Source organism: Citrobacter sp. wls757 (genome assembly GCF_005280935.1).
Taxonomy (GTDB): Bacteria; Pseudomonadota; Gammaproteobacteria; order Enterobacterales; family Enterobacteriaceae; genus Citrobacter; species Citrobacter portucalensis.
Genome location: NZ_SZWU01000049.1, coordinates 16,009 through 30,065, shown reverse-complemented (window position 1 = coordinate 30,065; position 14,057 = coordinate 16,009). Strand labels below are relative to the sequence as shown.

General features: G+C 55.3%; 13 protein-coding genes and 1 pseudogene. 10 read left to right on the top strand and 4 right to left on the bottom strand.

Going from position 1 to position 14,057, the window contains the following annotated elements; translation table 11 throughout:
* From FDW94_RS24200 to hycI, 7 genes and pseudogenes are all read left to right on the top strand, one after another.
* Positions 1 to 404, top strand: a pseudogene (locus FDW94_RS24200) (formate hydrogenlyase subunit 3); the annotation flags it as partial.
* Positions 405 to 406: 2 nt separating this feature from the next.
* Positions 407 to 1,330 (top strand): respiratory chain complex I subunit 1 family protein, encoded by a 924-nt coding sequence (locus tag FDW94_RS12530; RefSeq protein WP_003825914.1) that lies wholly within the window; start codon positions 407 to 409, stop codon positions 1,328 to 1,330.
* A 17-nt stretch (positions 1,331 to 1,347) separates the two neighbouring features.
* Positions 1,348 to 3,057: a formate hydrogenlyase subunit HycE gene (gene hycE, locus FDW94_RS12525; RefSeq protein ID WP_057068107.1), complete on the top strand. Its 1,710-nt coding sequence runs from the start codon at positions 1,348 to 1,350 to the stop codon at positions 3,055 to 3,057.
* Between the two features lie 9 nt (positions 3,058 to 3,066).
* Positions 3,067 to 3,609 carry a formate hydrogenlyase complex iron-sulfur subunit gene (locus FDW94_RS12520; protein WP_032944742.1) on the top strand — a complete coding sequence of 181 codons (543 nt, stop codon included), beginning with the start codon at positions 3,067 to 3,069 and terminating at the stop codon, positions 3,607 to 3,609.
* Positions 3,609 to 4,376, top strand: coding sequence for a formate hydrogenlyase subunit HycG (gene hycG, locus FDW94_RS12515; protein ID WP_003037388.1), 768 nt, complete (start codon positions 3,609 to 3,611; stop codon positions 4,374 to 4,376). Before FDW94_RS12520 ends, hycG begins: the two co-directional genes overlap by 1 nt.
* Positions 4,373 to 4,783, top strand: a complete 411-nt coding sequence (locus FDW94_RS12510; protein WP_003037385.1) for a formate hydrogenlyase maturation HycH family protein — start codon at positions 4,373 to 4,375, stop codon at positions 4,781 to 4,783. Before hycG ends, FDW94_RS12510 begins: the two co-directional genes overlap by 4 nt.
* The gene (hycI, locus tag FDW94_RS12505; RefSeq protein WP_003037382.1) at positions 4,776 to 5,246 is read left to right on the top strand and encodes a hydrogenase maturation peptidase HycI; all 471 of its coding nucleotides are present in this window, start codon (positions 4,776 to 4,778) and stop codon (positions 5,244 to 5,246) included. The genes FDW94_RS12510 and hycI overlap by 8 nt, the downstream gene beginning before the upstream one ends.
* A gap of 56 nt (positions 5,247 to 5,302) precedes the next feature.
* On the opposite strand, the gene FDW94_RS12500 is transcribed toward hycI, so the two are convergent.
* From FDW94_RS12500 to ascF, 3 genes are all read right to left on the bottom strand, one after another.
* Positions 5,303 to 5,542, bottom strand: a complete 240-nt coding sequence (locus FDW94_RS12500) for a SymE family type I addiction module toxin (RefSeq protein WP_008785630.1) — start codon at positions 5,540 to 5,542, stop codon at positions 5,303 to 5,305.
* Positions 5,543 to 5,714: 172 nt separating this feature from the next.
* Entirely contained in the window at positions 5,715 to 7,139 is a 1,425-nt protein-coding gene (locus FDW94_RS12495; RefSeq protein ID WP_137377672.1) for a 6-phospho-beta-glucosidase, read from the bottom strand.
* 22 nt (positions 7,140 to 7,161) lie between these two features.
* Entirely contained in the window at positions 7,162 to 8,616 is a 1,455-nt protein-coding gene (ascF, locus tag FDW94_RS12490; protein WP_032944740.1) for a PTS cellobiose/arbutin/salicin transporter subunit IIBC, read from the bottom strand.
* 264 nt (positions 8,617 to 8,880) lie between these two features.
* Between ascF and FDW94_RS12485 the strand changes: the two genes are divergently transcribed.
* From FDW94_RS12485 to hypF, 3 genes are all read left to right on the top strand, one after another.
* Entirely contained in the window at positions 8,881 to 9,894 is a 1,014-nt protein-coding gene (locus FDW94_RS12485) for a LacI family DNA-binding transcriptional regulator (protein WP_079934226.1), read from the top strand.
* Positions 9,895 to 10,039: 145 nt separating this feature from the next.
* A complete protein-coding gene (gene hydN / locus FDW94_RS12480; RefSeq protein WP_003037366.1) occupies positions 10,040 to 10,585 on the top strand; it encodes an electron transport protein HydN in 546 nt (181 codons plus the stop codon).
* 143 nt (positions 10,586 to 10,728) lie between these two features.
* Positions 10,729 to 12,969, top strand: a complete 2,241-nt coding sequence (gene hypF / locus FDW94_RS12475; RefSeq protein WP_137377671.1) for a carbamoyltransferase HypF — start codon at positions 10,729 to 10,731, stop codon at positions 12,967 to 12,969.
* Between the two features lie 161 nt (positions 12,970 to 13,130).
* Here hypF and norW read toward each other — a convergent pair.
* The coding region (gene norW, locus FDW94_RS12470; RefSeq protein ID WP_249358470.1) for an NADH:flavorubredoxin reductase NorW at positions 13,131 to 14,057 on the bottom strand (927 nt) is incomplete at its 5' end.

Sequence of the window (14,057 nt, the reverse complement as noted above, 5' to 3'; positions counted from 1 at the left end):
CTGCGCCGTGGCTGCTGCCGATGATCTCCTCTGCCGTTCCGCTGCCGCTGGAAACCGCGAACACCACCGTTTCTCAGCCAATGATCACGCTGCTGCTGATCGCGTGTCCGCTGCTGCCGTTCATCATCATGGCCATTTTCAAAGGCAACCGTCTGCCGTCGCGTTCACGCGGTGCGGCATGGGTGTGTGGTTACGATCACGAGCAGTCAATGGTGATTACCGCGCACGGTTTTGCCATGCCGGTGAAAGAAGCCTTTGCCCCGGTACTCAAACTGCGTAAATGGCTGAACCCGGTATCACTGGTTCCGGGCTGGCAGAATGCGGCTGCACCGGTGCTGTTCCGTCGCCTGGCGCTGATTGAGCTGGCGGTGCTGGTGGTGATTGTGGTTTCACGAGGAGCCTGAGAATGAGTGTTTTATATCCGTTAATTCAGGCGCTGGTGCTGTTTGCCGTTGCGCCGCTGCTGTCCGGTGTTACCCGCGTGGCGCGTGCGCGTTTGCACAATCGCCGCGGTCCGGGCGTTTTGCAGGAATACCGCGACATTATCAAACTGTTGGGCCGTCAGAGCATTGCGCCTGCGGATTCCAGCTGGGTTTTCCGCCTGACGCCGTTTGTGATGGTGGGCGTGATGCTGACTATCGCCACTGCGTTGCCGGTAGTGACCGTTGGCTCGCCGCTGCCACAACTGGGCGATCTGATCACCTTAATTTACCTGTTCGCCATCGCCCGTTTCTTCTTCTCTATCGCGGGACTGGATACCGGTAGCCCGTTTACCGCCATTGGCGCCAGCCGTGAAGCGATGCTCGGCGTGCTGGTTGAACCTATCCTGCTGCTGGGGCTGTGGGTAGCGGCACAGGTTGCGGGTTCAACCCATATCAGCAATATCGCCGATACCATTTACCACTGGCCTGCTGCGCGCAGCATCCCGCTGATTCTGGCACTGTGCGCCTGTGCTTTCGCCACCTTTATCGAAATGGGCAAATTGCCGTTCGATCTGGCGGAAGCAGAGCAGGAGCTGCAGGAAGGTCCATTGACTGAATACAGCGGCAGCGGTTTTGCCGTGCTGAAGTGGGGCATTAGCCTCAAACAGCTGGTCGTTCTGCAAATGTTCGTTGGCGTGTTCCTGCCGTGGGGACAGATGGAAACCTTCACCGCCGGTGGACTGCTGCTGGCGCTGGTGATTGCCGTCGTCAAGCTGGTCCTCGGCGTGCTGGTTATCGCCCTGTTCGAAAACAGCATGGCGCGTCTGCGTTTTTGCGCCACTTCACGCGTGACCTGGGCCGGTTTTGGGTTTGCGTTTTTAGCGTTCGTCTCCTTGCTGGTGGCGTGATTTAAGAGAGTTTGAGCATGTCTGAAGAAAAATTAGGTCAACAATATCTCGCTGCGCTGCACCAGGCCTTTCCGGGCGTGGTGCTGGATGAAGCCTGGCAGACCAAAGATCAGCTGACGATCACCGTCAAGGTGAACTACCTGCCGGAAGTGGTGGAGTTCCTGTACTACAAACAGGGCGGCTGGTTATCCGTGCTGTTTGGTAACGACGAACGTCAGCTGTGCGGTCATTACGCCGTCTATTACGTGATGTCGATGGAGCAGGGCACCAAGTGCTGGATAACCGTCCGCGTTGAAGTCGATGCCAATAAACTGGAGTTCCCGTCCGTCACGCCGCGCGTTCCAGCAGCGGTCTGGGGCGAGCGTGAAGTGCGCGACATGTACGGTTTGATCCCGGTTGGTTTACCGGATGAGCGCCGTCTGGTGTTACCGGATGACTGGCCGGACGAACTCTATCCGCTGCGTAAAGACAGCATGGATTATCGTCAGCGCCCGGCGCCGACTACCGATGCTGAAACCTACGAGTTCATCAACGAACTGGGCGACAAGAAAAATAACGTGGTGCCGATTGGCCCGTTGCACGTCACCTCCGATGAACCCGGTCACTTCCGCCTGTTTGTTGACGGTGAGAACATCATCGACGCCGATTACCGTCTGTTCTATGTCCACCGCGGCATGGAGAAACTGGCGGAAACCCGCATGGGTTACAACGAAGTGACGTTCCTGTCAGATCGCGTGTGCGGCATCTGCGGCTTTGCGCATAGCACCGCTTATACCACCTCCGTTGAGAATGCGATGGGCATCGTGGTGCCGGAACGTGCGCAGATGATCCGCGCTATTCTGCTGGAAGTTGAGCGTCTGCACTCGCACCTGCTCAACCTCGGCCTGGCCTGTCACTTCACCGGTTTTGACTCCGGCTTTATGCAGTTCTTCCGCGTACGTGAAACGTCGATGAAGATGGCTGAGATCCTCACTGGGGCACGTAAAACCTACGGTCTGAACCTGATCGGCGGTATCCGTCGTGATCTGCTGAAAGAAGATATGATCCAGACCCGTCAACTGGCGCAGCAGATGCGTCGTGACGTGCAGGAACTGGTCGATATGCTGCTCAGCACGCCGAACATGGAACAGCGTACCGTTGGTATTGGTCGTCTTGAGCCGGAAATTGCCCGTGACTTCAGTAACGTCGGCCCGATGGTTCGCGCCAGCGGCCACGCGCGTGACACCCGCGCCGATCACCCGTTTGTCGGCTATGGTCTGCTGCCGATGGAAGTTCACAGCGAGCAGGGCTGCGACGTTATTTCTCGCCTGAAAGTCCGTATTAATGAAGTCTACACCGCGCTGAATATGATCGACTTTGGTCTGGATAACCTGCCGGGCGGCCCGCTGATGGTGGAAGGCTTTACCTATATTCCTCACCGTTTCGCACTGGGCTTTGCTGAAGCGCCGCGTGGAGATGACATCCACTGGAGCATGACCGGCGACAACCAGAAACTGTATCGCTGGCGCTGCCGTGCGGCGACTTACGCCAACTGGCCGACACTGCGCTACATGCTGCGTGGCAATACCGTTTCCGATGCCCCGCTGATTATCGGTAGCCTCGATCCTTGCTACTCCTGTACTGACCGTATGACTGTGGTTGATGTGCGTAAGAAGAAGAGCAAAGTCGTGCCGTACAAAGAACTTGAGCGCTACAGCATCGAGCGTAAAAACTCGCCGCTGAAATAAGGAATCGCCATGTTTACCTTTATCAAAAAAGTCATCAAAACCGGGGCACCGACGTCGTCGTATCCGCTGGAGCCGATTGCGGTCGATAAAAACTTCCGTGGCAAACCGGAACATAATCCGCAGCAGTGCATCGGCTGTGCGGCCTGTGTGAATGCGTGCCCGTCGAACGCGCTGACGGTAGAAACCGATCTGGTCACCAATGAGCTGGCGTGGCAGTTCAACCTCGGTCGCTGCATCTTCTGCGCCCGCTGCGAAGAAGTCTGTCCGACAGCGGCAATCAAGCTGTCGCAGGAGTATGAGCTGGCGGTGTGGAAGAAAGATGATTTCTTGCAGCAGTCTCGTTTTGCGCTGTGCAATTGCCGCGTATGTAATCGTCCGTTTGCGGTGCAAAAAGAGATTGATTACGCCATTGCGCTGCTTAAGCACAACGGTGATACCCGCGCGGAAAACCACCGTGAAAGCTTTGAGACCTGCCCGGACTGTAAGCGCCAGAAATGCCTGGTGCCGTCTGACCGTATTGAACTGACTCGCCATATGAAAGAGGCCAGCTGATGAGCAATTTATTAGGCCCACGTGACGCCAACGGTATTCCGGTACCGATGACGGTGGATGAATCCATTGCCAGCATGAAAGCGTCGCTGCTGAAAAGCATCAAGCGTTCAGCGTACGTTTACCGCGTGGACTGCGGCGGCTGCAACGGTTGCGAAATCGAAATCTTTGCTACGCTTTCTCCGCTGTTTGATGCCGAACGTTTTGGCATCAAAGTCGTCCCGTCACCGCGCCATGCGGATATTCTGCTGTTTACCGGCGCGGTAACCCGTGCCATGCGCTCTCCGGCGCTGCGTGCCTGGCAGTCTGCGCCAGATCCGAAAATTTGTATCTCTTACGGTGCCTGCGGTAACAGCGGCGGTATCTTCCACGACTTATACTGCGTATGGGGCGGCACGGACAAAATCGTACCGGTGGACGTGTATATTCCAGGTTGTCCGCCGACGCCTGCGGCAACGCTGTATGGTTTTGCCATGGCGCTGGGTCTGCTGGAGCAAAAAATTCACGCGCGTGCGCCGGGTGAACTGGACGAACAGCCGGCGGAAATTCTGCATCCGGACATGGTTCAGCCGCTGCGCGTGAAGGTGGATCGCGAGGCTCGCCGTCTGGCGGGATACCGCTATGGTCGCCAGATTGCTGATGACTATATGACGCAGTTAGGGCAGGGCGAGCATCAGGTGGCGCGCTGGCTGGAAGCGGAAAACGATCCGCGTCTGACTGAGATCGTCACGCATCTTAACCATGTTGTCGAAGAGGCGCGTATCCGATGAGTGAAACGGTGGTGTTCAGTCAACTGAGCCGTAAGTTTATTGATGAGAACGATGCGACGCCCGCTGAGGCGCAGCAGGTTGTCTATTACAGCCTGGCGATTGGTCACCACCTTGGGATCATCGATTGCCTGGAAGCGGCGTTAACTTGTCCATGGGACGAATATTTGGCATGGATTGCTACCCTTGCTGAGGGAAGCGAAGCCCGCCGTAAAATGGAAGGCGTGCCGAAATACGGCGAGATCGTTATCGATTTCAACCATGTACAAATGCTGGCGCGCGCGTTCGATGATGCGCGTGCCGTGCAGACCCCGCAGCAGCAGGAGTGGAGCAAGCTGATGCTTAGCATGCTGCACGACATACACCAGGAAAGCGCCATCTATCTGATGGTGAGGAGACACCGTGACTGACGTTTTATTATGTGTGGGTAACAGCATGATGGGCGATGACGGCGCGGGCCCGCTGCTGGCTGAAATGTGTGCTGCAAATCCTCAAGGCAACTGGGTTGTCATCGACGGCGGTAGCGCGCCGGAGAACGATATTGTCGCCATCCGTGAACTGCGTCCGCAACGTTTGTTGATTGTTGATGCCACCGATATGGGGCTGAACCCCGGTGAAATCCGCATTATCGATCCTGATGACATTGCCGAGATGTTCATGATGACCACCCACAACATGCCGCTGAACTACCTGGTAGATCAGCTGAAAGACGATGTTGGTGAGGTGATTTTCCTCGGCATTCAACCGGACATCGTCGGTTTTTACTACCCGATGACACAGCCGATCAAAGATGCGGTTGATACCGTCTATCAGCGATTAGCCGGTTGGGAAGGACACGGTGGATTCTCCGAGCTGGAAGCACCAGAAGAGTAAACTGTATCAGTGCCGGATGTGAACCACATCCGGCCTGTTTTCCCAGTGTATCCTCGTCATTCAATTGCCTGCTCAATAATTAATTTCCCCTGCATCACTGATACATTCACTGCCGTACCGGTCGGAAATCCAGCTTGTTCCAGCCAGTCGCCGTTCAGCGTGAGTGAGGCGTGACGACTGATTCGTCGTGTATATCCCGTTTTTGGATCTTCATGGCGTTTTCTGACATAGCTGACTTTCAAGCGACGTACCGGTTTGGTGATTGCCACCGCTGTTTTGCCCTTTTTATCAAACATGCACGCTTCCTTGTGGTGAACGGCCAGGATTAAAAACTACTGAATAAAATGCCAGTAAAAAAGGGGGAGGGCAAACCTGAAACTGTAAGGACGATTCCAAATCCGGAATGTAATAAATGAAATGAAAATATGCACTTCTGCCGGAAGGCTGTAACCCCCTCCGGCAGATCCGTCATGCCAGATCGGCACCGTTACTGGCGATGACTTTTTTGTACCACCAGAATGATTTCTTGCGTGTACGTGCCAGCGTGCCGTTGCCCGCGTCATCGCGGTCCACATATACAAAACCGTAGCGTTTGCTCATCTCACCGGTTGAGGCTGAAACCAGATCGATACAGCCCCAGGTGGTGTAACCCATCAGCGGCACGCCATCTTCAATCGCGTCTGCCATGGCGCGAATATGTTCGCGTAAATAGCTGATGCGATAGTCGTCATTGATCTCACCGTTGGCATCAATTTCATCTTTCGCTCCCAGCCCGTTTTCCACCAGAAACAGCGGTTTCTGGTAGCGGTCATACATCATATTCATGGTGATGCGCAGGCCGAGCGGATCGATTCCCCAGCCCCATTCACTGGCGGCAATGTACGGATTACGCAGCGACTTCACCACGTTGGCAGCGCTGGTATTGCCCGTGTTCATTTCAGCGGAGGCGCAGCGCGATGCGTAATAGCTGAAAGAGACGAAATCGACGGTGTTTTTCAGGATGTCGTCATCTTCCGGGGCTTTTTCGATTACCACGCCTTTTTCGCGAAAAACGCGGGCAGAGTATGCCGGGTAGGCCCCGCGCGCCTGCACATCAATGAAGAACAGGTTTTCACGGTCTTTTTCTAGTGCGGTCCACACATCTTCCGGCTTACACGAGTAAGGATAAAAATTACCGCCAGCCAGCATACAACCGACCTGGTTTTGCGGATTAATTTCATGGGCTATTTTAGTCGCCAGGGCGCTGGCTATCAGTTCGTGGTGAGCGGACTGATATTTTACCTGATCCTGATTTTCACCTTCTTCAAATACCAGCCCGGCGCCTGAAAAGGGGCTGTGCAGCATAATGTTGATTTCGTTGAACGTCAGCCAGTACTTCACCAGACCGTCAAAGGCCTCGAAGCAGGTACGGGCGTAGCGGGTAAAGAACTCCACCATTTTGCGGTTACGCCAGGAGCCGTACTCGGTGACCAGATGCATAGGCACATCGAAGTGACACAGCGTGACTAATGGCTCAATACCGTATTTTTTACACTCGGCAAACACGGCCCGATAAAACGCAATTCCGTCTTCATTCGGCGTCAGCTCGTCGCCGTTAGGGTAGAGGCGGCTCCAGGCAATGGAAGTACGAAAAACCGTAAACCCCATTTCCGCCATTAGCGTTATATCTTCTTTATAGCGATGATAAAAGTCGATCGCCTGATGGCTGGGATAAAATTCGTCATCCCGCAGCGTAAAGCGCTTTTCCTGACCCAGTTTGACGGGCATGCGGTGTGCGCCGTGAGGGATCATATCGACGGTGGTCAGCCCTTTGCCGCCTTCCCGGTATGCCCCTTCAGACTGGTTGGCGGCCAGTGCGCCGCCCCATAAAAATCCTTGCGGAAAAACAGACATAATTAACCTCAGTTGATACCAGTCAAATGCTGGCTCCATTGATATTGCCCGGTTGTGCGGCCTGATTTTTTCTGGCCTGCGCGGCTGCATCTTCGACAGGAATATCTTCAAAGCCGAGAATCAGCGTTAATACAAAGGAAAGCACTACTGCCAGCGCCATCACGCCAAATACCCAGACGATGGTCATCGGATTGGCCGGATCGAAAAACTGTACGCTGGTGAACAGGCCCGGAGCCGCCATGGAGTGGCTTGCCAGTCCGGCCATTCCGGCAACGGCGCCGCAGATAAAGCCGCTGATAAGACTCGCAATCAGCGGACGTTTCAGGCGGATTGCCACGCCATATAGCGCGGGTTCGGAAATGCCCGCCATGATGGCTGAGGCGGCAGCTGCTAACGCCGTCTGGCGCAGCTCCGGGTTTTTGGTTTTCCATGCCACTGCCAGCGATGAACCACCTAACGACAAGTTGGCGCCAATTTCCGATGGCATTACCATGCCTTCTTTTCCGGTTTCGGCAATGGTCTGAATAATGGTTGGCGTAAAGACACGGTGCATACCGGTCATTACCAGCAGCGGCCACAGCGCGCCCATAATGGCCACTGACAGCCAGCCGAGATAGCCGTGGATGGTATAGACCAGCGCTGAAATCGCGCTACCGATCCAGATACCGATCGGGCCAATGATGACGATGGCGAGCGGGGCGGCGATCAGCACGATCAGCATCGGTTTGAGGAAGTTTTTGGTCACCGCCGGAGTTATACGATCGACCCAACGTTCGATGTATGACAAGCACCAGGTCATGACCAGCGCCGGGATCACCGTGTAGGTGTATTTCACCGCCGTCACTGGGATCAGGGCAAACTCAACGTGCTCACCCTGCGCGGCCTTCGCCATCAGGTCGATAAAGCTGGGATGCACCAGTACGCCCGCGATGGCGATAGCCAGCGACATGTTGGTTTTGAATTTGATAGCGGCCGACGCGGCGACCATCAGCGGCAGGAAGAAGAATGCACCGTCGCCAATGACGGTCAGAATGGTGAGCGTGGACGATCCTTTCACCAGCACGCCGGTCATTTCCAGAACCATCGCCAGCAGCTTGAGCATTGATCCGCCGATAATCGCCGGGATCAACGGCGACATTGTGCCGATCAGCGCATCAAGGATCCCCGCGCCAATCCGCTTCAGCGTCAGTCGGGGTTTGATTTGCGGCTCAGCAGGCTGCATGTTGGCAGGCAACAGGCTGACCACTTCACGATACGCCTGCGAAACGGTGTTGCCGATAATCACCTGACATTGGTTCTCGTTGCGCACCACGCCCAGCACGCCAGTGAGGGTTTTCAGCGTCGCGCTGTCGACCTGCGAGTCATCTTTGATAACGAAACGCAAACGGGTCATACAGTGGGTCACTGCTGTGATGTTGTCGACGCCTCCCAGAGCCGTCACAACGGAGCGCGCCAGCGCTGCATAATTCTTGGACATCGGATTTAATCCTGTTTTATCAGTAGAGTACGTTATTTTTTATCCGTTTACGTGGATCGCTTTTCTGGGTTGATGAAACTCAGATAGGAAACCGGTTCCACAAAATCATGTTTAAATTGTATTAACTGATCAAGATTTAATTTTGATGAATTTTTGTAATTGTGACTCCTATCACCAGATGTCAGCGTCTGCGATTTAGCAGCAAGGACAGCAGCAAAACGGTGCAGTACACTGCGTCACATTGAGAGAAAAGGGATGAGTAATATGACCACGATGCTGGAGGTGGCGAAGCGTGCCGGAGTGTCGAAAGCGACGGTTTCCCGGGTGCTTTCCGGAAACGGCTATGTCAGCCAGGAAACCAAAGACCGCGTGTTTCAGGCCATTGAAGAGAGTGGTTACCGCCCAAATTTGCTGGCGCGCAGTCTCGCGGCGAAAACCACGCAGACACTGGGTCTGGTGGTAACAAACACCCTTTATCACGGCGTCTATTTCAGCGAGCTGCTGTTTCATACCGCGCGGATGGCGGAAGATAAAGGGCGCCAGCTGTTACTGGCTGACGGTAAGCATAGCGCTGAGGAAGAGCGCCAGGCGATCCAGTACCTGCTCGACCTGCGCTGTGACGCGATTATGATATATCCGCGTTTTCTCAGCGTGGATGAGATAGATGACATCATCGATGCCCACAGCCAGCCGATTATGGTGCTTAATCGACGCCTGCGGAAAAACAGTAGTCACAGCGTATGGTGCGATCAAAAGCAGACCAGCTTTAACGCCGTTACTCAGCTCATTGCCGCCGGGCATAAAGAGATTGGTTTTATTACCGGCTCGATGGATTCGCCAACCGGCGTGGAGCGACTTTCAGGCTATAAAGACGCGCTGGCACATCATGGTATCGCGCTAAATAATGATCTGATTGTTAAAGGGAAATGGACGCCAGCCTGCGGCGCAGCGGGTGTGGATACTTTGCTCTCGCGCAAGGTCAATTTTACCGCATTGGTGGCCAGCAATGACGATATGGCGATCGGCGCGATGAAGCAGTTGCACGAGCATGGTGTGAGCGTTCCCGCACAGGTGTCGGTGATTGGCTTTGATGATATCGCCCTCGCGCCATACACTATTCCGGCGCTTTCCAGCGTTAAAATTCCGGTAACAGAAATGATTCAGGAAACGATTGGGCGCCTGATCTTTATGTTAGGTGACGGGGCGTTTACGCCGTCAAAGACCTTCACCGGTGAACTCATTGCGCGCGACTCAGTTGCGCCGCCCGTTTCGCGCTGACGGCTGTCATTTGTCATCGTCACTAGTGACGATGACACGCCCTTCTTGCGTTCTTCAGAATAAAGTTCCTTTAATAACAGTAAATTAAATTCTGGCACGATTTGTGTATGCTTCGGCAGATATTCTGTCATTGCTGGAGAAATTGATGAACCGTTTCATCATTGCAGACGCCAATAAATGCATTGGTTGCCGTACCTGTGAAGTGGCCTGCGTGGTATCCCATCAGGATAACCAGGATTGCGCATCGCTGACCCCTGAAACCTTTTTACCCCGCATTCACGTCATCAAAGGCGTTAATGTCTCCACGGCGACGCTGTGCCGCCAGTGCGAAGACGCGCCGTGCGCTAACGTCTGTCCGAACGGTGCGATCAGCCGTGATAAAGGTTTTGTTCATGTAATGCAGGAACGTTGCATTGGCTGTAAAACCTGCGTTGTGGCTTGTCCTTACGGCGCAATGGAAGTGGTCGTGCGTCCGGTCGTGCGTAACAGCGGCGCAGGTCTGAACGTCCGTGCAGAAAAAGCTGAAGCCAATAAGTGCGACCTGTGCCACCATCGTGAGGCCGGTCCTGCCTGTATGGAAGTGTGCCCGACTCACGCACTGATATATGTGGATCGCAATAAGCTTGAGCAACTGAGCGCGGAAAAACGTCGTCGCGCCGCGCTGGATTCCACCGCATCTTTGCTGTTCTGATATCTGAAAATCCGCGTAAAATACGGTAGTACTTATGCCGGATGGCGGCTTTGCCTTATCCGGCCTACTGTTCGTATCCACGTAGGCCTGATAAGCGTAGCGCCATCAGGCAAACCGGGATAGATGACTGCGGGAACGACTTAATGACAATAAACAACCACTCCGGCGTACAGCTGCGTATTCGCGGCAAAGTACAGGGCGTCGGATTTCGCCCCTACGTCTGGCAACTGGCGCAGCGCTTACAACTGCATGGCGATGTGTGTAACGACGGTGACGGTGTGGTTGTGCGCTTACAGGAAGATCCGGCGGAATTTATTGCGCAGTTGCATCAACACTGCCCACCGCTGGCGCGCATTGACAGCGTTGAGAGCGAACCATTCGCCTGGACGCAGCAGCCTGCCGATTTCTCGATTCGTCAAAGTGCTGGCGGTACGATGAATACGCAAATCGTTCCGGACGCCGCGACCTGTCCCGAATGCCTTGTTGAAATGAACACCCCCGGCGAACGTCGTTACCGATACCCCTTTATCAACTGCACCCACTGTGGTCCGCGTTTTACGATTATCCGCGCGATGCCCTACGATCGTCCGTTTACCATAATGGCGTCATTCCCACTCTGCGCGCAATGTGACAAAGAGTATCGCGATCCGTACGACCGTCGATTCCACGCCCAGCCAGTGGCTTGTCCGGCATGCGGCCCTCATCTGGAGTGGTTCTGTGCGGGTGAGCGAGCGGAGAAAGAAGTGGCGCTGCAGGCGGCGGTATCGCGGCTGAAAGCAGGCGGTATTGTGGCGGTTAAAGGCATTGGTGGGTTTCATCTGGTGTGCGATGCGCGAAATGATAACGCCGTAGCGCTACTCAGGCTGCGCAAACACCGTCCGGCGAAACCTCTGGCAGTGATGCTGCCCTCTGATGAAGGATTGCCTGAACCCGCTCGTCGTTTGCTGACTACCCCTGCTGCGCCGATCGTGCTGGTGCAGAAACGCTATGTCGCTGCATTGAGCGAGGGCATTGCGCCGGGGTTAACGGAGGTTGGCGTCATGCTGCCAGCGAATCCGTTACAGCATTTGCTCTTACAAGAGATGAATTGTCCGCTGGTGATGACCTCTGGCAACCTCAGCGGCAGGCCTCCGGCCATTACCAACGCCCAGGCGCTGGAAGATTTACACGACATTGCCGACGGTTTCCTGCTGCATAATCGCGAAATTGTGCAGCGGATGGATGACTCCGTGGTGCGCGACAGTGGGGAAATGCTGCGTCGTTCCCGGGGATATGTGCCGGATGCGGTCGCACTACCACCAGGATTTCGCGACGTGCCGCCGATGCTGTGCTTAGGGGCGGATCTGAAAAATACTTTCTGTCTGGTGCGCGGCGAGCAGGCGGTTATCAGCCAGCATTTGGGCGATCTCAGCGATGACGGCATTCAGCAACAGTGGCGTGATGCGCTACGCCTGATCCAGAACATTTATGACTTTACGCCGCAGCGTATCGTGCATGATGCACACCCTGGCTATGTTTCCAGCCAGTGGGCCAGTGAAATGGAGCTGCCAACTGAAACGGTGCTGCATCACCATGCGCATGCCGCTGCGTGTCTTGCGGAGCACGGCTGGCCGCTCAATGGCGGTGATGTGATTGCTCTGACGCTAGACGGTATCGGTATGGGGGAAAACGGCGCGCTGTGGGGAGGGGAGTGTTTGCGGGTCAACTATCGTGAATGGGAACACCTTGGCGGCTTACCGGCGGTAGCGCTGGCGGGCGGCGATCTGGCGGCAAAACAGCCGTGGCGTAATCTGCTCGCGCAGTGCCTGCGTTTTGTTCCTGACTGGCAGCGTTATCCGGAAACATCGGTGCTGCAACATCAAAACTGGAACGTGCTGGCGCGCGCTATTGAACGGGGAATTAACGCTCCGCTGGCGTCATCGTGCGGACGACTGTTTGATGCCGTTGCCGCCGCGTTGCAATGTGCACCGGAATCATTGAGTTATGAAGGTGAAGCGGCCTGTGCGCTTGAGGCGATGGCATTGCAATGTGATGGCGTTGATCACCCAGTCACGGTGCCGCTTGATGACAATCATCTGGACTTAACGGTTTTTTGGCAGCAATGGCTGAACTGGCAGGCCAAACCAGCGGAAAGGGCGTGGGCGTTTCACGACGCGCTGGCGCGTGGATTTGCCACTCTGATGCGAATGCAGGCCGAAGCGCGCGGGATTAAGACGTTAGTATTTAGCGGTGGCGTGATGCATAACCGCTTATTGTCGGCCCGTCTGGCGTTTTATCTGCGTGATTTTACCTTACTGTTCCCGCAGCGTTTACCGGCGGGCGACGGCGGGTTGTCATTGGGGCAGGGCGTGATTGCCGCAGCGCGAGCGTTGGCGCAAAAATAAAAAAAGCCCCGGGACTGGCGGGGCAAGAAAAACATGTCGGGGCATACCGACAAGTGGCAACGCACATCCATGTGCGTGAGGTTAATAAATCAGTAGCAGCGTTGCCGGGCAAAGTCGCAGGCCGGATAAGACGCGAAGCGGCACCATCCGACATCCCAGACTTACACAGGCAACGTTTTCAGCAGCGCAAAGGCCTCTTTCATGCGGTCTTCACTGACGACAAACGCACACAGCTGGCCTTCGTCGTTCATCCCTCTGGCGACCATCCCCTGCGCTTCGGCGGCGATGTTCCAGTTCAGATCGCGGCGCTGGGTTTCCCCGGCCAAATGCAGAGGCAGTTCTGGCGTTTTGACTTTTACCAGCATGGCTGGCAGTTTCAATGGCGCATTGCCGCCGAGCAGGTTTTTCGCCAGATACATGGCGCTCAGCTGAATCGGCTGCAGGAACGGGAGCACCTGACCGTTAATCTCCGCACAGTCGCCGAGAGCATAAATGTCCGGGTGGCTGGTTTGCAGGTAGCTATCGACGCAGACGCCACGATTGATGTTCAATCCGGCACGACGCGCCAGTGCGGTCTCCGGGCGTAAGCCGGTGGCGGCGATCACCGCATCGACTTCTACGCTGCGGCTACGATCGAGCGTGGCACGAATACCTGACGCCGTTTTCTCCAGCCCCTGAAGCTGTGATTTCAACAGCAGGTGTACGCCCATATCGGTCAGACGATGCTGTAAGCGACTGCTGACTTCCGGCGGCATCAGCGAAGCCAGAATGCTGGCGGCGTTGTCGATAAGCGTTACCGCTTTACCGGCACGACAGAAATCCATCGCCAGTTCACTGCCAATCAAGCCGCCGCCGACAATCAGCACCCGCAGGGCGTCACGCAACTGCGTTTCACAAGCGCGATACTCTTGTTGGCTGTTCAACGTGAGCATTAACTCACGTCCAGTAACCGGCGGTACAAAGGCTGAAGCGCCCGTCGCCAGCACCAGTTTGTCGTACTGCCACTGCTGATCCTGGCTTTTCACTACGTTGGCATCAGCATCGATGTCGGTTACCCAGGTGTGCGGGAACAGGCGCAAATTAAACTG